At 52.0% G+C, this 19,052-nt stretch carries 15 protein-coding genes; 4 read left to right on the top strand and 11 right to left on the bottom strand.

Annotated elements, in window-relative coordinates:
* Nucleotides 1–96 precede the first annotated feature (96 nt).
* Entirely contained in the window at nt 97–1,311 is a 1,215-nt protein-coding gene (gene glp / locus MTCT_RS06350) for a gephyrin-like molybdotransferase Glp (RefSeq protein WP_048175912.1), read from the bottom strand.
* 190 nt (nt 1,312–1,501) lie between these two features.
* On the opposite strand from glp, the gene MTCT_RS06355 reads away from it, so the two are divergent.
* From MTCT_RS06355 to MTCT_RS06365, 3 genes are read left to right on the top strand one after another with little or no spacing between them, the layout of a single operon-like run.
* On the top strand, nt 1,502–2,410 hold the full coding sequence (locus MTCT_RS06355) for an ABC transporter ATP-binding protein (RefSeq protein ID WP_048175914.1): 909 nt from the start codon (nt 1,502–1,504) through the stop codon (nt 2,408–2,410).
* On the top strand, nt 2,407–3,495 hold the full coding sequence (locus tag MTCT_RS06360) for an ABC transporter permease (RefSeq protein ID WP_048175916.1): 1,089 nt from the start codon (nt 2,407–2,409) through the stop codon (nt 3,493–3,495). Before MTCT_RS06355 ends, MTCT_RS06360 begins: the two co-directional genes overlap by 4 nt.
* Complete coding sequence (locus tag MTCT_RS06365; RefSeq protein WP_048175918.1) at nt 3,492–4,616, top strand: ABC transporter permease; 1,125 nt, start codon at nt 3,492–3,494, stop codon at nt 4,614–4,616. Before MTCT_RS06360 ends, MTCT_RS06365 begins: the two co-directional genes overlap by 4 nt.
* A gap of 83 nt (nt 4,617–4,699) precedes the next feature.
* Here the strand turns inward: MTCT_RS06365 and MTCT_RS06370 are convergent, their stop codons facing one another.
* The 4 genes from MTCT_RS06370 to MTCT_RS06385 are packed head-to-tail and all read right to left on the bottom strand — an operon-like array spanning nt 4,700 to nt 11,769.
* Nucleotides 4,700–5,251 carry a diacylglycerol/polyprenol kinase family protein gene (locus MTCT_RS06370; RefSeq protein WP_048175920.1) on the bottom strand — a complete coding sequence of 184 codons (552 nt, stop codon included), beginning with the start codon at nt 5,249–5,251 and terminating at the stop codon, nt 4,700–4,702.
* Nucleotides 5,252–5,259: 8 nt separating this feature from the next.
* Nucleotides 5,260–7,404 carry a phosphoribosylformylglycinamidine synthase subunit PurL gene (purL, locus tag MTCT_RS06375; protein WP_048175923.1) on the bottom strand — a complete coding sequence of 715 codons (2,145 nt, stop codon included), beginning with the start codon at nt 7,402–7,404 and terminating at the stop codon, nt 5,260–5,262.
* Nucleotides 7,405–7,406: 2 nt separating this feature from the next.
* Nucleotides 7,407–10,541, bottom strand: a complete 3,135-nt coding sequence (ileS, locus tag MTCT_RS06380; protein WP_048175924.1) for an isoleucine--tRNA ligase — start codon at nt 10,539–10,541, stop codon at nt 7,407–7,409.
* Nucleotides 10,542–10,563: 22 nt separating this feature from the next.
* Nucleotides 10,564–11,769, bottom strand: coding sequence for a methionine adenosyltransferase (locus MTCT_RS06385; protein ID WP_048175925.1), 1,206 nt, complete (start codon nt 11,767–11,769; stop codon nt 10,564–10,566).
* 92 nt (nt 11,770–11,861) lie between these two features.
* Here MTCT_RS06385 and MTCT_RS06390 point away from each other — a divergent pair, with 92 nt between their 5' ends.
* Complete coding sequence (locus MTCT_RS06390; RefSeq protein WP_048175926.1) at nt 11,862–12,233, top strand: DUF192 domain-containing protein; 372 nt, start codon at nt 11,862–11,864, stop codon at nt 12,231–12,233.
* 68 nt (nt 12,234–12,301) lie between these two features.
* On the opposite strand, the gene MTCT_RS06395 is transcribed toward MTCT_RS06390, so the two are convergent.
* From MTCT_RS06395 to radA, 6 genes are all read right to left on the bottom strand, one after another.
* Nucleotides 12,302–12,691 (bottom strand): HEAT repeat domain-containing protein, encoded by a 390-nt coding sequence (locus MTCT_RS06395; RefSeq protein WP_048175928.1) that lies wholly within the window; start codon nt 12,689–12,691, stop codon nt 12,302–12,304.
* A gap of 135 nt (nt 12,692–12,826) precedes the next feature.
* Nucleotides 12,827–13,537: a dihydromethanopterin reductase (acceptor) gene (locus MTCT_RS06400; RefSeq protein WP_048175930.1), complete on the bottom strand. Its 711-nt coding sequence runs from the start codon at nt 13,535–13,537 to the stop codon at nt 12,827–12,829.
* On the bottom strand, nt 13,538–14,809 hold the full coding sequence (gene glyA, locus MTCT_RS06405) for a serine hydroxymethyltransferase (RefSeq protein ID WP_048175932.1): 1,272 nt from the start codon (nt 14,807–14,809) through the stop codon (nt 13,538–13,540).
* A 184-nt stretch (nt 14,810–14,993) separates the two neighbouring features.
* Nucleotides 14,994–16,973, bottom strand: a complete 1,980-nt coding sequence (gene hdrA / locus MTCT_RS06410) for a H(2):CoB-CoM heterodisulfide ferredoxin reductase subunit HdrA (RefSeq protein ID WP_048061038.1) — start codon at nt 16,971–16,973, stop codon at nt 14,994–14,996.
* Nucleotides 16,974–17,154: 181 nt separating this feature from the next.
* Nucleotides 17,155–18,054 (bottom strand): AEC family transporter, encoded by a 900-nt coding sequence (locus MTCT_RS06415; protein ID WP_048175934.1) that lies wholly within the window; start codon nt 18,052–18,054, stop codon nt 17,155–17,157.
* 21 nt (nt 18,055–18,075) lie between these two features.
* On the bottom strand, nt 18,076–19,011 hold the full coding sequence (gene radA, locus MTCT_RS06420) for a DNA repair and recombination protein RadA (protein WP_010876995.1): 936 nt from the start codon (nt 19,009–19,011) through the stop codon (nt 18,076–18,078).
* Between the last annotated feature and the right edge of the window lie 41 nt (nt 19,012–19,052).

Raw genomic sequence — 19,052 nt, forward strand, 5'->3', positions numbered from 1 at the left:
CTTGTTTTAATGGTTGTTTCAGCAGCCATATATATCCATCAGTTTTAACGCTTCCCTCATGATGGCAGATCCAGTTTAAGGATCCCTAAACATCCATCATATTACCATGGAATCAAAGAGGAGCACGTCACACTCCTCTCCAGCTGATATCCCCTCAAGGTTCTCATCTATGACTATGTAGGCGTTTGACCCCACCATTGACCTTATAATACCTGATCCTCTGCTCTGCACAGGTTCAACCTCCTCATCATCAGCCCAGGCCCGCAGGTAGTCTGTCCTTCCAGGGCCGGAGGCGACCTTGGCCCTGCACCTCCGTTTCACTGCCCGGTGCCTGTAGTCAAGGTGCTGCATCCTCAGCAGGTAGTACCTTGCAAATACATCGAACTGCACCATGGCTGCAACAGGGTAACCTGAAAGCATGAAGACCGGTGTTTCAGAGACCATCCCAAATGCAACTGGTTTACCGGGTCTCAGGGCCACTCCATGGAATAATACCTCACCCAGACCATCCACGGCGTCAACAACCACGTCGCCACGGCTTATGGCGGTTCCCCCTGTTGTTATTATCACATCGTATTCACTGGCAGAGGATTCTATCTCCTCCCCAACAGTGTCCATATCATCAGGAAGATGCACGGGGTCTGCAGACCCCCCAGCACTTTCAACCAGGGCGTTTAATGTGTATAAATTGGAATTGGGTATCTTACCTGGCTCAAGGTCATCAGAAGGGTCCACCAGTTCATTCCCGGTTACTATAACCTTCACTGACGGTCTTCTAAATACCTTAACCTTACTGTAACCTGCTGATGCTGCCATGGCGATTTCCTGTGGCCTCATGAGGGTCCCCTCCCGCAGTACCGTAGCCCCTCTTCTCACATCCTCACCGGCCGGAGCCACATTCTCGGAGGGGGCTACTGGCCTTAAAACCCTGATCTCTGACCCCTCCTGGAGCGTGTACTCCTCCATCACAACAGCATCGGCTCCAGCAGGGATTGGGGCGCCTGTGGCGATCCTAACAGCCTCTCCCTGCCCAACATCTACCCCTGAAACCTCACCGGCACCTATCGAGTCTGTGACCCTCAATGTTGAGGGGTTCCCAGGGGATGAACCGAAGGTGTCCTCTGCCCTCACAGCATAGCCATCCATGGCAGACCTGTCAAAGGGTGGCGAGTCAAACCGTGATACTATGTCATCTGCAAGGACCCTGTGATAGGCCTCAAGAAGATCCACGGTCTCTGGTTCCGTGAACCTCTGGTTCTCATCAAGAATCCTGAATGCATCCCTGACCGGTAAGAGTTCTGATAGGAACATCTGATCATCACCGCTTAACTACTCTCTTATATGGACCTATATATAAAGGACCCCCATATAATTAATTCAGGAATTGATGCACTCGATAAAAATGTTATCGCTACAGCAGGGGACCTCCAGTGGCTGACTGGGGGACTCAATGGATGAACATAATATCTCTACGAGGGACCCCTGTGGTCCGGGAGGCTCCATGATAGAGGTTGAATCTGTGAGTAAAAGTTTTGGGAGGATCAGGGCCCTTGATAACCTGAGCTTCAGTGTGACTGAGGGTGAGCTCATGGGTATCATCGGCCACAACGGGGCCGGTAAGACCACGGCCATACGTATAATAGCTGGCATACTTCACCCTGACTCCGGGACCGTAAGGGTGGGGGGCCATGACGTCACAGAGGACCCCCTCAGTGTCAAGTCCATGATAGGTTACCTTCCAGAGGAGCCCAACCTCTACGAGCGCTTCAGGGCAGGGGACCTCCTCCGATACTTTGGTGAACTCTACGGTGTCCCCAGGGATGTGCTTGATGACAGGATAGCTGAGCTCCTTGAACTGGTTGGTATGACCGATAGGGCCATGGACCCCATCAACACCTTCTCCAAGGGCCTCAGGCAGAGGATAGGTATAGCCAGGGCCCTGATACATGACCCTCCCATCATAATATTCGATGAACCAACCATGGGACTTGATCCTGCAACCGCATTCTCAATAAGGGAGTTCATAAGGGACCTGAAGGGATCAAAGACCATGATACTATGCACCCACTACATGGAGGAGGCTGAGTACCTCTGTGACCGGGTTGCAATAATAAACCAGGGCCGGATACTGGATATTGGAACACCTGATGAACTGAAATCAAAGATCCGGGGGGACCTGGTCCTTGAGGTGAAGGTGAGGGACATTTCCTCTGTAGGTGAGGGCGATCTCATGATTATCCCTGGTGTAAAATCCGTTGAAGTTGATGGCAGCACACTCAGGGTGTCCCTTGAAAACCGGGGAGCCATATCGGGTGTTATAATGGAACTCGGGGCCAACGTATCAGGGGTTAACACCCGGGAGGCCACACTAAACGATGTTTTTATAGAGAGCCTCAGGGGGTCAGGATGAATCTCCTCAAGGTGGCAAAATGGGAACTGAGGAGCACGCTGAGAAGCCGGAAGTTCCTCTTCATATTCCTGTTCCAGATAGCGGTCCTGATTTTAACACTGTTCATGTTCAGTGGATTCACCGATGTGCTGGAGAGTGGTGAAGCCCTCACACCATCCCTCACCGGATTTGCAGAGCTCGGTGTCATTGATCCCTCCGGCTTTATCCAGGGACAGCTTAACCCTGACGTCCTTGATATTCGTGAGGGAGGGGATGCTGGATCCGTGCTGGTGGTTGACAACTTCACCGGCATACCCCTCAATGCAACCCTCTACCTTGACTACTCGGATCCCAGGAGGAGCGTGGTGCGGGATGAAGTTGAAGCCGCTGTTGAACGGGCCTCCAGCCTGATATCAGAGGAGTTTGTGAAATCGCCTGGTCCCGCCCCGGAGGTCAGGGAGGAGACCCGTGGGGAGCCGCTCCCGGTTCAGCTTGTGACAAGGGTGATGGTTTCAATCCTCCTCTTCCTCCCGGTTTTCCTGTTCGGTAACCTTGTTGTGGACAGTCTCGTGGGTGAGAAGGAGCGGAAGACCGGGGAGGCCCTCCTTGCCATGCCGGTCAGGCGTTCAGAGATCATCCTCGGTAAGTGCCTCTCGGTGATCACTGTACTTGCCCTCCAGATCTGTGTATGGATGATTCTCATCCTGGCCTCGGGCTTCCATATGTTCAACCCCCTGGGCGCCTATTTCACAGTTGTTGCCTCCTCGGCTCCGGTTGTGGGGCTCACCGCCCTCATATCTGTCTATGCAAGGAACTACCGTGAGGCTGGTATAGGGATAACCCTGGCTTACATCATATCTGCAGCGTACCTCATTGCCCCGGCCCTGGCCTACATGGCAGGTTCATCAGGTTCAGTTTCACCCATGACACTCACAATAAAGATGATATCGGGCCAGGCCCTGGGGGCTGCCGATATCATTCCTCCAGCCATCTCAATCCTGGTACTCAGCATCATATTCTATGGCCTTGCAGTCAGGCTGTTCGGGAGGGATGATGTGGTATTCGGTCCCAGACCAGGTATACTGAGGTTAATGGTGAAACCATGAAACTGAAAGCACTGGCACTTAAGGAGGCCCGTGATATATTCTCCAACAGGATCTACATGCTTCTCATCCTTGTTCAGGTCATAATAATACTGGGGGCCTATGGACTCGCCATTGTGAGCTCGGTTGCTGCCGACCCCCAGCTGATAGAGAGGTGGGGTGGTTCAGGTTTCCTGAAGGTCGGTGTGGTTGATGGTGACGGGCTCCTCACTGAGGGCCTTGAAAGGGAGGGTCTCAGTGTAAGGGAATTCAGTAACATTGAGAGCGCCAGGAAGAGCCTTGGATCAGAGGTTGTGGCCATCGTCTACCTGAGTGGAGGAGACGTGAGGATAGAGGCCGACACCTCCAGCGTGTTCTACACAATCATGAGTGAAAGGCTTCAGGGCGCAGCTTCATGGTATATAAATCAGAAAAGGTTCAGGGAGTCTGGACTCCCATCCGGGACAATCCAGGCCCTTGAGGAACCTGTGAAGCTTAAGGTTGTCCCCATCAGGAGGGAGGACTACAGGCCCCTTGCCCTTGAGAGCTCCTACTTTGTGGAGATAATGTACGGCTTCATCCTCCCCTTCGTTGTCTTCCTTCCCTTCTTCCTGGGGAGCAACATGGTAACGGACAGTGTCGTGGGAGAGAAGGAGCGGAAGACCTTTGAGGTGCTGCTCATGGTACCCCTCTCCGAGACCATGATAATCCTCGGTAAGATACTGCCATCACTGGTATTCTCATTTATCCAGAGCATGCTCTGGCTTGGACTCCTGGTCCTTCTGAGGGTACCTGTGTATAACATGCCATTACTGGCCCTTCTCCTCCTCATTACAGGTCTTGCATTCATTGGTGTGGGTCTGTTCATATCAATCCTTGCAGACAGCACAAAGGAGGCCAACTCAGCAATTACAGTTGTACTCTTCTTTGCAACCTTTATCCTCTTTGTGCCGCTCTTCATGGATATGGGTGCCCTCAGCCCCCTAATAAGGTTCATACCCAGCCTGATAATTGTTAAAATGTCATCAGGACCCCACCTGGACCCCGGGATTATCTATGACATGGTACCATCTACAGTTTTCTCGGTGCTCATCTTCCTGGCAGCCGTTGTCTCCTTCAGAAGGGAGGGCGTTATAAGGCTCTGAACAGAAAAACCTCTCAAAACTGAATATCGGCTTATAAACTTCATAAACTGAAAACAACTAATTGTGTCCCGGCATAAGGACATTTAAATCAGTAGAATAGCCCCCACCACAAGGGGGATGACTATATTATCCTCCACCGGTGTGTATGCCTCCACCAGCATGCCTGTGATGGCGCCTGTGAGGGCATGTATGGGTTCAACGAAGAAAAGGGACCCCAGGAATCCTGCTGCAAGGAATGCTGCTGACCCCTCAATGCTCTTATCATGTTTAAGTGGGAGGGGGTGTTTCCCGAACCTCCTCCCGATTATGGTTGATAGTGAATCTCCGAGTGTCAGTATGATGATGGCTGCATTGGCCACAGCCATGTTGAATCCAAAGAGGGAATAGGTGAGGGTCATGCCAATGAAATAGTAAATGAAGCCCCTCTCAGTATCGTCCCTTCTGCAGCCCCTCAGGATTACCGAGAAGAAGGGCAGGTAGAATCTCCTGTCAAGCTGGAATATGATCTCCCCGCATATGGCTGCTGCAAGGGAGAGGATTATCATGGAGGTGGTGTCCAGGTAGCCTGCAAGGATCACGAAGACTATGCCGGTTGCATGTATCAGCTGCCTGAAGAATTCCCTCCGGTATTTCAAAGGAACACCTATGTGGACATGTATGCCTCAATCACGCCGTGATAGGCATCATCAAGTTCTGAGACGTCCAGGGCCACATCGCCGAATTCAAGGGTCCTGCCGCCGGTGGTTCCAATAACAGCCCATGGGACATCCAGTCCGCCCAGTATGTCCCTGGCTGATCCCCTCACGGTCATTATGTACCTTCCATTGGACTCTGAGAAGAGGGCCTCGTGGATGTTTCTGAATCTGCCAGGGATCTTCATTGGGTCTATCCTTGCCCCGATGCCTGACTTTATGGCCATCTCAGCCAGTGCCACAGCTATTCCCCCGGCTGAGCAGTCATGGACCGCTGTCACCTTATTTCCGGACCCGTCGATTATCTCCTTAACTGCCTTTGCAGCTTCAAACTCTGCCTTAAGATCTGTTTCAGGGGGTTTTCCATCCACGATACCATGAACTGTCCTCAGGTACTCTGATGCGCCCAGTTCAGGCCCTGTTTCCCCGATGACCACTATCTCCTCCCCCTCGTCCTTGAAGTCCAGGGTCTTTATGCTATCAAGGGATAGTTTACCTGCCACACCCACCACAGGGGATGGGTTCACGGTGACGCCCTCTGTCTCATTGTAGAAGCTCACGTTACCACTTATAACGGGGGTGCTGAAGGTTTCTGCCATATCAGCCATGCCCCTCACACATTCCCTGAACTGCCAGAATACCTCGGGCTTCTCTGGGTTGCCGAAGTTGAGGCAGTCAACTATGCACACAGGCCAGGCCCCCATTGATACAACGTTCCTTATGGCCTCCCCGACCGAGGCCGCGCCTCCACCGTAGGGGTCGAGCTTCGTGTGGATGCTGTTGCAGTCGACGGTGAGTGCAACCCCTGTTGTGCCATCAACCCTCAGGACGGCTGCATCGTCCCCTGGTTTTACAACGGTCCTTATCTGGACCTCATGGTCGTACTGCCTGTAAACCCAGCGCTTGCTTGCAATGTTTGGTGATGATATCAGCTTCAGGAGTGTGTCCTTAAGGGGGGGATGCTTAACCTCCACCTGTCCCTCCGGTAGCTGGGGCTTTCTGGCTTCCCTCTCAACCACTGGAGGGTCCGCCAGGAGCTTTGCTGGTAGATCAGCTATAACCTCGCCCTCGCTCTCAACGATCATCCTGCCTGTGTCTGTAACCTCACCTATAACCGCTGCTGGTAACTCATATTTCCTGCAGATTTCCATTGCAGCCTCAACATCATCTGGTGCCATCACGAAGATCATGCGCTCCTGTGACTCTGATAGCATGATCTCATAGGGGGTCATCCCCTCCTCCCGCAGTGGTATGGCCTCGAGGCTGACCCTTGCACCGTTGTCACACTTGGCGACCAGTTCGGAGATGCAGCAGGTCAGACCTCCCCCTCCAAGGTCCTTGACTCCTGAGACCTCTATCTCATCCATTATCTCGAAGCTTGCCTCCATGACCATCTTCTTTGTGAAGGGATCCCCCACCTGGACCGCGGGGCGGTCCTCGAGTTCAGAGGAACTTGTGAGCTCCTCGGATGCGAAGGTTACTCCATGTATCCCGTCCCTTCCTGTCCTTCCCCCCATGAGGAGGAAGACGTCGCCGGGGCGGGGGGCGATTCCCCGCTTTATATCATTCTTAGGTACAAGTCCCGCGCACATAACATTTACGAGGGGGTTCAGCTGGAAGTTTTCATCGAATTCGACCTCGCCAGCAACTGTTGGTACGCCCACACGGTTCCCGTAGTCTGATATCCCCCTGACAACGTGCTCAAAGAGGTACCTTGACTTCTGGTCCTCAAGGTATCCGAAACGGAGTGAGTCCAGGAGAGCCACCGGCATGGCCCCCATTGAGATTATATCCCTTAATATGCCCCCTATACCTGTACCTGCGCCACCATAGGGTTCTATGGCTGAGGGGTGGTTGTGACTTTCAATTCCGATGACCAGTGCCAGTTCATCCGTTATCTCCACAACACCTGCATCATCACCCGGGCCGATTATGACATCCTCGCCCTCTGTAGGGAAGAGGCCCAGGACCGGCCGGCTGCTCTTGTAGGAGCAGTGCTCCGAGAACATGACATCCAGCATCCCGTACTCGAGGGGGTTGGGGTCCCTCCCAAGCTCCTTCCTTATAAATTCCATTTCAGAGTCGGTTAAAACCATTTTCACACCTTTGCAGGTTTTATTGATATTATCAGGTTTTCGTCTGATATCTTCCATTCCTTGGTGTATTCGAGTTCAGAGTAATCAAAGGATAGTGTGCTGGCCCTCACCTCGTTCTCTATGAACTCCCTCTGGGGTTCTGTGAGTTCCCTGAATTCTTCGCTGCATTTAACTGAGACCTCTATGGTGGCCTCAACGTCCAGGTCAAGGTCCTTCCTCATATCCTGGATTCTCCTTACAAGTTCCCGGGCCATTGCCTCGCTCATGATCTCAGGTGTGAGTTCTGTGTCGATGAAAACGCTTCCCCCATCGAACTGAGCGCTCACTATATTCTCTGGAAGCTCTGTTTCAAATACAATATCCTCAGATGTGAGTTTAAATTTCTTGCCATCAGATTCAACCGTGAACTCACCATCGGAGTCCAGTGCAGCCTTCACTGCTGATCCGTCTGCGCCTTCCAGTTCCCTCATCACCAGGGGCATGTCCTGCCTCAGCCTGGGCCCCAGGGTTGCCGGATTTGGCCTGGCTATTATTTTCATGTCAGGGAACTCCGTTGAGGTTTTGATGGACTTTGCATTGGCCTGCTCTGCTATGACGTTCTTGAGGGACTCTGCGGCCTTCAGAACACCTTCATCCTCAGACACCACCACCATCTCCCTGACCGGCCATCTGAGCTTGTACCTTGCTGTGTCCCTGGCCCTTGCGCAGGCCTCTATTATCTCCCTGACGATATCCATATCGGCCTCAAGCTGGCTGTCAACTGCCCCCTCATCCAGGATCCAGTCAAGCATGTGTATGCTCTCTGGTGAATCCGGTTCAGCTCCCCTTACAAGGTTCTGGTAGATGTCCTCACATACGTGGGGTGCCACCGGTGATAGGGTGACTATGAGGGTCTTGAGGACCGTGTAGAGGGTGTGGTAGGCTGCGAGTTTATCGGGGTCGTCCCTCTCTATCCAGGTGCGGCTCCTTATCAGCCTTATGTACCAGCGGCTGAGGTCCTCCACTATGAAGTCATGGATTTCACGGGTTGCCCTGTGGAAGTGGAGGTTTTCAATGGCCTCTGTGACCTTAAGGGCCACGGAGTTGATCCTTGAGAGGATCCACCGGTCCTCATCCCTGAAGCTCAGATCCTCAGCACTGTGGTCTCCTGGCTGGAACCTGTCAAGGGACATGTAGGTTGTTGCGAATACATAGACATTCCAGAGTATGTTGAACATCTTGTTGACGTTCCTGAGCTCATCCCATACAAATTTGAGGTCCTCCCATGGCTTGTTTGCCCAGAGGAGATAGAATCTCAGGACGTCTGCACCATACTTCTCTATGACATCCTCGGGTTCAACAACGTTTCCCAGGGATTTGCTCATCTTACGGCCCTCTTCATCCAGGGTGAAGCCGTGCATGAGGACCCTCCTGTAGGGGACCTCATCCAGGGCTATGACACCACATCCCAGCTGTGAGTAGAACCAGCCACGGGTCTGGTCATGGCCCTCGGTTATGAAGTCGTAGGGGAACCATTCCCTGAAGAGTTCTGTCTCTGAGGGGTAGTGGAGGGCTGCCCAGCCAGCCACCCCGGAGTCTATCCAGACATCCAGGACGTCAGGTGTCCTCTTCATCCTTCCGCCGCATTCACCGCATTCAAGGACTATCCTGTCCACGTGGGGCCTGTGGATGAAGTCTCCCTCGAGTTCTCCCTCCACCGCCAGCTCCCTGAGTTCATCTATGGATCCGACCACGTGTATGCTGTCACATTCCTCACATATCCATATTGGTATGGGTATTCCCCAGTACCTCTGCCTTGAGATGGTCCAGTCACGTGCATTCTCTATCCAGTTCCTGAATCTGCTCTCCCCTGCCCATGAGGGGACCCACTGGACCCTGTCAAGTTCCCTCAGCATCTTATCCTTTATCTCGGTTATCTTGAGGAACCACTGCTCTGTTGCAAGGTATATTATTGGTGTCTTGCACCTCCAGCAGAACCCGTACCTGTGGCTTATGGTCCCGGCCCTCAGGAGCAGGCCCTTTGATCTGAGGTCAGCTATTATGTCTTCGTCGGCATCCTTGACAAAGCGGCCAGAGTAATTTCCTGCTTCCTCTGTGAAGATGCCTGCCTCGTCCACCGGACAGATGACCTCAAGACCATACTTCTTACCTATCTCGAAGTCCTCTGGACCATGCCCCGGTGCTGTGTGGACGCAGCCTGTCCCCTCTGTCAGGGTTACGTGGTCCCCCAGGATCACCCTGTGTTCAATCTCCCTGTGGAGGGGTACCTCATCATCGAGGGGGTTTCTGTAGGTTAAACCCTCTAGTTCTGTCCCTTTAACCGTTTTCAGGATCTCGGCTTCTTCACCAAGAACCTTCTCGACCAGAGCCTCTGCCAGTATGTAGGTTTCTCCATCAAGGCGTGCGTAGGCGTATTCGAAGTCCGGGTGGACCGCAACCGCCATGTTCGCAGGGAGAGTCCAGGGCGTGGTTGTCCATACAAGTATGTGGGTGTCCCCTGAAACAGGGAACTTCACATAGATTGATGGGTCCTCCTTATCATGGTAGTCGATCTCTGCCAGGGCCAGGGCTGTTTCACAGCGTGGACACCAGGTTATGACCCTCAGATCCCTCACAAGGAGGTCCTTTTCATGGGCCCTTTTGAGGGTCCACCAGCATGATTCCATGTAGGCGGGGTCAAAGGTTACATAGGGGTCATCCCAGTCCATCCATACACCCAGACGCTGGAACTGGCCTGTCATGACTGCCTTATTCTCAACTGCAAATTCCCTGCATTTGTTGACGAATTCCTCGATTCCGATCTTGTCCTCAATGTCCTTCTTGCTCCTGACACCAAGGAGTCCCTCGACCTTGTGTTCGATGGGGAGACCGTGTGTGTCCCATCCAGGCTGCCTCCTGACGTTGAACCCCTTCATTGACTTGAAGCGAAGGTATGTATCCTTCATTATCTTGTTCCATGCTGTACCGAGGTGAATCCTTCCACTGCAGTAGGGTGGGCCGTCAAGGAATGAATAGCGTGGCCTATCCTCCCTCAGTTCCTTCACCCGTTCATAGATGTCCCTTTCTTCCCAGAAACTCTGGACCTTCTCCTCGATCCTGTGGGGTCTGTAGGATTTTTCGGCTTCCTGGATTGGCATGTGTTTCTCCCTCAGCTGGATATTAGAAGGTCCTGAGCTGTCCCTTCACTAACATCTCGGTTATGCTGGGTATGTCCTCCAGCCAGGCGTCCATGACACCTGAAACCTTCCCTGTGACTTCATCCATTGTATACCCGTCCTCAAGGATCAGCTGGGCTGTTGCAGCCTTTGGATGGTCAATCGGTTTTCCTATCTGGCTCAGTATCATTATGTGGACCTGTTTAACACCCTCAACACTTTCAACTATATCTCCGGCCATCTGGTTTGAGAGGAGGTTGTAGATCTTACCCACATGGTTTATGGGATTCTTACCTGATGTTGCCTCCATTGACATTGGCCTGTTGGGTGTTATGAGTCCATTGGCCCTGTTACCCCTTCCAACTGATCCATCGTCACCCATCTCTGCGGAGGTCCCTGTTACAGTGATGTAGACTGAGGGTTCATCATCCTCGCAGCGGTCGGCGGTGTTGACAAAGACCTCAAGGTTCCTGTCTGTGAGTTTTGAGGCTATTTTGAAGACCTCATCCCTCACAACGTTCTTGACCTCCAGGTATTCCTCGAGGTCTGAGACGTACCTGTCAACCATTGCACAGGCGACCGTGAGTGTGATGTTATCATTTTCCCTGAGCCCCATGACCTTTATGTCCTCACCAACGGCGGGGTGCTTCTTCTTGAATTCGGGTGAGTTCAGGAGGTTCTCTGCCTCCATGACTATCCTCTCTGTCTCTGAGAAGGGAGCGAATCCAACACCGAAGGATGTGTCGTTTGAGAGGGGTGCCCTGCCCTTCCTGGCAAATACATCCCTGAGGTCCCCTGAGCCGTGGCCGATCTTGCACTCAACCACGGTGCAGGTTTCAACATCAAGGTTCAGTATGTTCTCCCTCAGGTACTCCTTGGCCGCTGAGATGGCTATCCTGTCGAGGCCTATCTTCTCACCATCAACCTCTGCTATGCCCCTCCCTGTGAGGAGTATCTCCATGGGTTTTATGACCTCGCCGCCTCCGAACTGGGGGGCTGATTCGCCGGCTGTTATCTGAACCTCGTCGGTGTTGTGGTGCATTATTGCACCGAACCTGTCAAGGTAGGCGTTGCATAGGGCCCTGCTCACTGATTCCGCGATCCCGTCACTTATACTGTCCGGATGCCCTATGCCCTTCCTTTCAACTATCTCCACCTTCTGATCCTCGATTGGTGTCTGGTTAAGGGGTTCAACGATAATATTTCTCACAGTGATAACCTCCTGATGAATATCCACAGTAATGGTTTATGGTTTTGGGGTGATGATATAAATAAGTATATACATCCAGTTCAGGAGAAATTATGATGAAGAGAGAGGTCATTAATAAGACGCGGGGCACCAGTCTGGGTGCCGTCAGATTTGCCAGGACATTCATGTCACGCTTCAGGGGCCTGATGCTACGCAGGGACGTTGAAACCGGACTTGTGCTGGAGATACCCCTGGGGAGGGGGAGGTATGGCTCAGGGATACACATGTTCTTCATGCTTGTCCCGCTGGACGTTTTATTTGTTGATGGAGATATGCGGGTCGTTGACAGTGTAACCCTAAGGCCATGGCAGATCTACAACCCCAGGAAACCTGCAAGGTATGTTATAGAACTCAGGGAGGGAAAGATCAGGGATTCAGGGACCCGGGTTGGGGATACAATCGAATTCAGGGCCCTAGAGTCCTGATATTGGTTTCAGTAGGTGATCTGCCAGATGATCATACCGGATAGCAACAGCCAGAGCAGAACTCAGAACTAAGCTGCACGTTTTCTTATCTCAGAAATGGCGACCTCAGCCACCCTCCTCACCATCGGGCTCTCATCATCAAGGAGCTCCTCAAGGTCCGGGATTGAATCCTCATCACCCAGTATCCCGAGGGCCAGTGCACACGCATATCTGACTCCAGGTTTATCATCCGAGAGGTGCTCCCTGAGTGGTTCAACCGCCATCCTATCATCAAAGGTTGCAAGGGCGAGCGCTGCAGCCTCCCTCACATGGTAGTCCTCATCATCAAGGGCTTCAATGAGTGGGCCCACTGCACGTGGGTCAGCCACCTCTGCAAGTAGTTCCACGGCATCCTCACGCACGACCCAGTCCGGGTTCTGGAGTTCCTCCAGAAGAAAATCTATTCGTTTACCCTCCATAAAAAACACCCCTGCGGTTTATATGGTCCTGAAAAAAATTAAGTTTTTTGGTTTTTTTATTGTCTATTATTAAGACTGATCAGGGGTGCCTTTTGGTGTTTGAATAGCTGCCGGATGGTTTTTGTATTATCCTGCTTAGATATGACTGTGCGCCATGTTCTCCAGAATCTCGCAGGGTTTTGCGAAAACCCTTATTCCATCCATTGCAGCGAGTCTTGCTGTGTTCCTTATATCCACTTCCCTCATGTGTATGGTTATGATCCGGCCCCCTGAGACCGCGCCGTGGGGACAGGCTGTTCTGCAGGCGCCGCAGCCCCTGCAGCTGAGTAGTCTTATCTCAACACCCGGAACTATGGCGTCCTCAGGGCATGCTGCAGCTGCAAGACATGGTTCACATCCTCTGCAGAGTTCAAGTTCAAGTTTTGATGGCAGAACCGTCTCAACGTCGCCCTCCTCAAGGTCAACGGGTACACAGTAAACCGGCACCCCACCCTTGCCTGCCTGGGCAACTGCATTGGTGACAAGGGTGTCTGCTATGCCGTGGACGACCTTGGCCACGGTGTTGGAGGTTACAGGTGAGACCACCAGGAGATCGTATCTTCCCATGGAAAGCCTCCCTGTTATGGGGAAACTGTAGCCCTCCTCGCCCTCGCTTATGAGTTCCCGGTAGTAACCCCCTGAAAGTCTTTTAACCCTTTCAAGGAGGCCGTACATCCTCAGGACCTCCTCCGCTGCGCCTGAGAGCAGAATGGTCACCTCGTGTCCTCCTTCAACCATGGCCTCAAGGGCCTCGACGCTTTCAAGGAGGAGGTGGCCTGCACCTGTGAATGCCCAGGCAATCCTCATCTACTGGATCTCCATGTACTTGTAGGCCTCCGAGTCCTCAAAGGCGTAGTGGACCCGGGTATATGATGACATGAACTCTGCAACCTCGTCCCTGACATCCTGTCCGTCCATAACAACTCTCTTGATGTACTCTGCAACCTCTGACATCTCTGACTCCTTCATTCCCCTCCTTGTTATCTCCTGTGTACCTATGCGTATCCCTGATGGGTCATCTGACCTGTTCACATCATCCCATGGCAGGAGGTTCTTGTTGAGTATTATGTTGTTGGCCTCGAGCCTCTTTGAGATCTCTGCTGCCCTTCCAATATCAGAGACGTCCATCACCACCTGGTGGGACTCTGTGAAGTCAAGGTGCTCACATAACACGTTGAATCCGAGTTCATGGAGGTTTTCAGCGAGTTTCCTGGCATTATTGATTGTCTGGGCTGCATATTCAGCTCCAAATTCCAGCATCTCTGCCGTTGCTATCCCAAGGCCGGCCACATGGTGGAGGTGGTGGTTGCTCACAAGTCCAGGGAACACCGCCTCATCTATGTCAGCTGCAAGTTCCTCCCTGCAGAGGATTATACCGCCCTGTGGGCCCGGGAAGGTCTTGTGGGTGCTTCCAACAAGCATGTCGGCGCCCTCACGTAGTGGGTCCTGGAAGTAGCCCCCTGCAATGAGGCCCAGGACGTGGGCACCATCGTACATTATCCTTGCCCCCACCTCCTCGGCGGCCTCCAGAGCCTCCTCCACAGGGTGAGGGAAGAGGAAGAGGCTTCCGCCGAAGAGTATTATCCTTGGTTTAACCTCCAGTATCTTCTTCTTCATTGCATCGGCGTCTATGTTCATGTTCTCAAAGTCAAAGGGGTGTGTGTATATCTGGAAACCCCTTACACCGGCTGCGCTGACCCTGGCATGGGATATGTGTCCTCCGTAGGGGACCTCCATGGCCATTATGGGGTCGCCCACCTCTGCTGTGGCGAAGAAACAGGCGAGGTTTGCCACGACACCTGATGTTGGCTGGACGTTCGCATGTTCCGCCCTGAAGAGCCTCTTTGAAAGTTCAATTGTTAACTCTTCAATCTCGTCGATGTACCTGCATCCCTCGTAGAGTCTTTCACCGGGGAGGCCCTCTGCATATCGGTGGGATAGATCCGAGAGGAGTGCCTCCTTCACCCGTGAACTCGTTATGTTTTCACTTGCTATGAGGTTAATGCTTGACTCCATCCAGCTGTTATGGTCCTTCATAAGCTGTCTGATCTTCTCGGTATAATCCTGATTGCTGACCATGAAAATCATCTCCAATAGGAAAATAGTTGCAATGACAATATAAAATTGGTGTTAAGTTCCATTACCAGTTGCGATGTCAACATAAAAAACGCGTGTTGAGTTAGCTGGTGGGATTGAAAATCCGATTGCTCGGAGTATTATGTAAGTTAGAAAAAGAATAAAGGATTTGATGGGGTTAACCCATCTATTTTGCCTGTTCGTTGAGTGCAGCTTCGATCTGGGCCATGATCTGCTCGGTCCTGAAGTGCTGCTGGTCCATGGCACCTGATGGGCATGCTGCCACACAGGTTCCGCATCCCTTACAGAGGGCCACGTTAACGTTTGCATGGCCTTCCTCTATGCTTATGGCACCGAATGGACACAGTTCTATGCAGACCTCACATCCACCGCAGACATCGGAGTCTGTCACGGCGACTATTGGCTCGATTTCCACTTCACCCTTAACCATTGGTATTGCTGCACGTGCAGCTGCACCTGATGCCTGTGCAACAGCGTCAGGAATGTCCTTTGGACCCTGAGCAACACCTGCAAGGTACACACCGTCTGTCAGTGTGTCAACAGGCCTGAGTTTTGGGTGAGCTTCCATCAGGAATCCGTCTGCAGATTTGGATAGACCGATGGTCTGTCTGAGTTTCTCAGAGCCTTCTGGTGGGACAAGTCCCACACCGAGTACAACCATGTCGTAGTCGTACTCTGTGACCTTACCGAGGAGTGTGTCCTCTGATCTCACTGTGAGTGTCAGGTCAGGGTTTTCGAGGATCTCAGCAGGCCGTCCCCTGATGAACTTGATTCCGTATTTCTCCTGTGAACGTTTGTAGAATTCCTCGAATCCTTTACCGAATGCCCTTATGTCCATGTAGTAGAGTGTGACCTCGGTATCAGGCATCTTGTCCTTTATGAGCTGTGCGTTCTTCATTATGTACATGCAGCAGACACGGGAACAGTATGGTTTTCCGATCTGTTCGTCCCTTGAACCGACACAGTGTATGAAGGCAACCCTCTTGGGTTTTTCACCATCTGATGGTTTGATGACCTTACCATCGGTTGGACCTGAGGCGTTGATCATCCTTTCGAGTTCAAGACCGGTTATTACGTTTGTGTGTCTGCCGTAACCGTATTCAAGCTTCTCGGTTGGGTCGTAGGCATCGTATCCTGTGGCCACGATTATGGTACCCACTTCGATTTCGATTTCCTCTGGTTCCTGATCGTGCTTAACGGCTCCCCTCTCACAGATCTCATCACAGAGCATGCACTCTATACAGTAGTCCTTGTCGATGGTTGCGCAGAGTGGAACTGCCTGTGGGAATGGTATGTAGACCGCCTTGGTCATACCGATTCCCTCGTCGAAGTAGTTTGGCATTTCAATCGGACATACTTCGACACAGGACCCGCATCCGGTACACAGATCTTCATCTATGTATCTGGGTTTCTTCTCGATCTTGACCTTGAAGTTACCTATGTAACCGTCAACTTCCTTAACCTCAGCGTAGGTTATGAGTTCAATGTTGTCATGTTTACCGACGTCCACCATCTTAGGTGCGAGGATACACATTGAACAGTCGAGGGTCGGGAATGTCTTGTCGAGCTGACCCATCCTTCCTGAGATACTTGGCCTCTTCTCAACCATGTAGGTCTTGAATCCCATGTCAGCCAGGTCAAGGGCTGTCTGTATACCTGCAACCCCACCACCGATGACGAGGGCCTTGTCATCCACACTGACCTTTGATGCCTCCAGAGGTTCCAGGAGCCTTGCCTTGGCAACGGCCATCCTCACAAGGTCCTTGGCCTTTTCTGTTGCACCCTCAGGGTCGTCCATGTGCACCCATGAGTCCTGCTCCCTGAGGTTTGCGAATTCGAAGAGGAACTGGTTGAGTCCTGCTTCCTCAACACATCTCCTGAAGGTTGGTTCGTGGAGCCTTGGGGAACATGCAGCCACAACAACCCTGTTCAGTCCGAGCTCCTTGATGTCCTTCTGTATCTCGAGCTGACCTGGGTCTGAACAGTAGTACTTGTAGTCCTTTGAAACTACAACGTTGGGTAATTTTGCAGCGTAGTCCCTGACAGCTTCTATGTCAACCACACCGCCGATGTTTACACCGCAGTGGCAGACGTAAACACCAATTCTTGGTTCTTCCATTGTTTCTTCTTTTTTTTCTTCTGCCATTAGATCACCTTGCATAGGGGTATCTAGCAATGATAGTCAGTTGATGTAAGGTATACCACAGTGCTAAATAAATATTTCTATCAAAAACTTTAAGTAAGGTTTATATACTATTACACGTTCCTCAGTTTTTTCCGGGCATATTAAATAAATGTTTATTTTGTGTGTACTTTGCTGTGACTTTTTAGAGCACAACTGACCAGAGGGGTAACGACACGAGACTTAGGATTGTACTCATGAATATGCATGATGATACCAGGTCCACGTCCAGGTCGTTCTCAATTGCAAGTACCGCTGCAAGCATTGCAGAGGGCATTGAAGCCTCGAGTACCGTGACAGAGAAGTTAAGTCCCCTGAATGCAAGGACATAGGAGATCCCGGCTGCCATGAGTGGAGATATGAGGAGCCTCAGACCGCTGACAAGGGTCGCATCGGCCACCGAATGCCTTAAAAATCTGAAGTTGAGTGTAAGGCCCAGGGATATCATTATGAGTGGAACCGCCGCCCCTGAGAGGTATCCAAGGATGTTACCGGCAATGCCCGTGGGAAGTCCCCAGAGGTTGAAGGTGACCCCCAGCAGGAAGGCCCAGAGAGGAGGGAAGAAGACGGCCCTCTTCATGATTCTGGAACCCTCACCTCCAGAGAGGTGTGATAGAAGAAGTCCGAGGGACGTGAACATCAGTGTGGTGCCGGTGTCATAGAATATAGCCCTCACAAGCCCCTCTGAGCCGAATATCCCTGCTGTGACAGGGTAACCCAGAAAACCGGAGTTCATCATCGCTGCAGCTACAGTTAAACCCCATGTTTTACCTGAATCCAGTCCTCTTCTCCTTGCCCAGAGATATGCAATCGTTCCAGAGAGTGTGCCCGTAATCATGCAGATAACCGGTATGAGTACAAGGCCTGAGATCCCTGATAGGTCTGCCCGGTAGAGGGACGTGAATATGAGGGAGGGTATGGCCACATTGATGACAACCCGGTTGAGGGTGGCTGCATCCTCCTCCCCGAGAACCCCGAGGAGCTTGAGGATGTAACCAATGAGGACAAGAACCAGCACCGACAGTACAGTCTCAGTGGAATCCATAAAAATCAAAAAATAACTGGTTTAATCAACGATACCAGCGGTTGTTATCTTGAAGACACACTCACCCTCGGGCAGGTGGGGACTGTCAACCAGCCTGGCTATCCTCTTACCTGCAAGCCCCTTCTTGAGCCAGATACGGTAAGTTGCGGCGTGACCAAGCACGTGTCCACCTATGGCCTTGGTGGGGCTTCCGAAGAACGCGTCCGGTCTGGCCTGGACCTGGTTTGTGACAAATACCGCGGCGTTGTAGGTGTTTGCTATGTTCTGAAGGGTGTGAAGGTGCTGGTTGAGTTTCTGCTGCCTTGTTGCGAGGGCCTCCCTACCCACATACTCTGCCCTGAAGTGGGCGGTGAGGGAGTCCACAATCACAAGGCGTATGTTCTTACCCTCCTGGATGAGCTCATTGACCTTCTCTGCCATGAGGATCTGGTGGCTGGAATTGAAGGCCCTTGCAATGTGTATCTTATTCAGAACCTCCTCAAGGTCAAGTTCAAAGGCATTTGCTATCTGCTCAATCCTCTCCGGACGGAATGTGTTCTCTGTGTCTATGAAAACAGCCTCAGCATCCAGTCCTCCCCTCTCCTCTGGCAGCTGAACCGTGACTGCAAGTTCATGGGACAGCTGACTCTTACCTGACCCGAATTCTCCGAAAACCTCGGTTATTGCCTGTGTCTCGATTCCGCCGCCTATCAGTTCATCGAGGGCCTTGCTCCCCGTTGTGATCCTCCCAACATCCTTCCGTCTCTCCATGACATCGAAGGCTGTTTCAAAATCTATCTTCTCAGCCCTTCTGGCGGCCTCTATCACCTTTTCGGCCACGCCCTCACCAATCTCTGCCTTCACAGAGAGTTCCTTGGCTGTGGCTGTTGCAAGACGCATCATGTCACCGAAACCTGCGTCCCTTAATTTCTGTGCTGTTTTAGCCCCTACATTTGGTAGATCTTCCAGTTCAACCATTTTAATCTCCCTTAAATCTTTAAATATTCATTAAGCATGGA

Source organism: Methanothermobacter sp. CaT2, assembly GCF_000828575.1.
In the GTDB taxonomy this organism is placed as follows: Archaea; Methanobacteriota; Methanobacteria; order Methanobacteriales; family Methanothermobacteraceae; genus Methanothermobacter.

Bases quoted from the DNA above. Each gene is read 5' to 3' on its own strand.
- glp (WP_048175912.1), bottom strand. From the start codon at position 1,311: ATGTTCCTATCAGAACTCTTACCGGTCAGGGATGCATTCAGGATTCTT.
- MTCT_RS06355 (WP_048175914.1), top strand. From the start codon at position 1,502: ATGATAGAGGTTGAATCTGTGAGTAAAAGTTTTGGGAGGATCAGGGCC.
- MTCT_RS06360 (WP_048175916.1), top strand. From the start codon at position 2,407: ATGAATCTCCTCAAGGTGGCAAAATGGGAACTGAGGAGCACGCTGAGA.
- MTCT_RS06365 (WP_048175918.1), top strand. From the start codon at position 3,492: ATGAAACTGAAAGCACTGGCACTTAAGGAGGCCCGTGATATATTCTCC.
- purL (WP_048175923.1), bottom strand. From the start codon at position 7,404: ATGGTTTTAACCGACTCTGAAATGGAATTTATAAGGAAGGAGCTTGGG.
- ileS (WP_048175924.1), bottom strand. From the start codon at position 10,541: ATGCCAATCCAGGAAGCCGAAAAATCCTACAGACCCCACAGGATCGAG.
- MTCT_RS06390 (WP_048175926.1), top strand. From the start codon at position 11,862: ATGATGAAGAGAGAGGTCATTAATAAGACGCGGGGCACCAGTCTGGGT.
- MTCT_RS06395 (WP_048175928.1), bottom strand. From the start codon at position 12,691: ATGGAGGGTAAACGAATAGATTTTCTTCTGGAGGAACTCCAGAACCCG.
- MTCT_RS06400 (WP_048175930.1), bottom strand. From the start codon at position 13,537: ATGAGGATTGCCTGGGCATTCACAGGTGCAGGCCACCTCCTCCTTGAA.
- glyA (WP_048175932.1), bottom strand. From the start codon at position 14,809: ATGGTCAGCAATCAGGATTATACCGAGAAGATCAGACAGCTTATGAAG.
- hdrA (WP_048061038.1), bottom strand. From the start codon at position 16,973: ATGGCAGAAGAAAAAAAAGAAGAAACAATGGAAGAACCAAGAATTGGT.
- MTCT_RS06415 (WP_048175934.1), bottom strand. From the start codon at position 18,054: ATGGATTCCACTGAGACTGTACTGTCGGTGCTGGTTCTTGTCCTCATT.
- radA (WP_010876995.1), bottom strand. From the start codon at position 19,011: ATGGTTGAACTGGAAGATCTACCAAATGTAGGGGCTAAAACAGCACAG.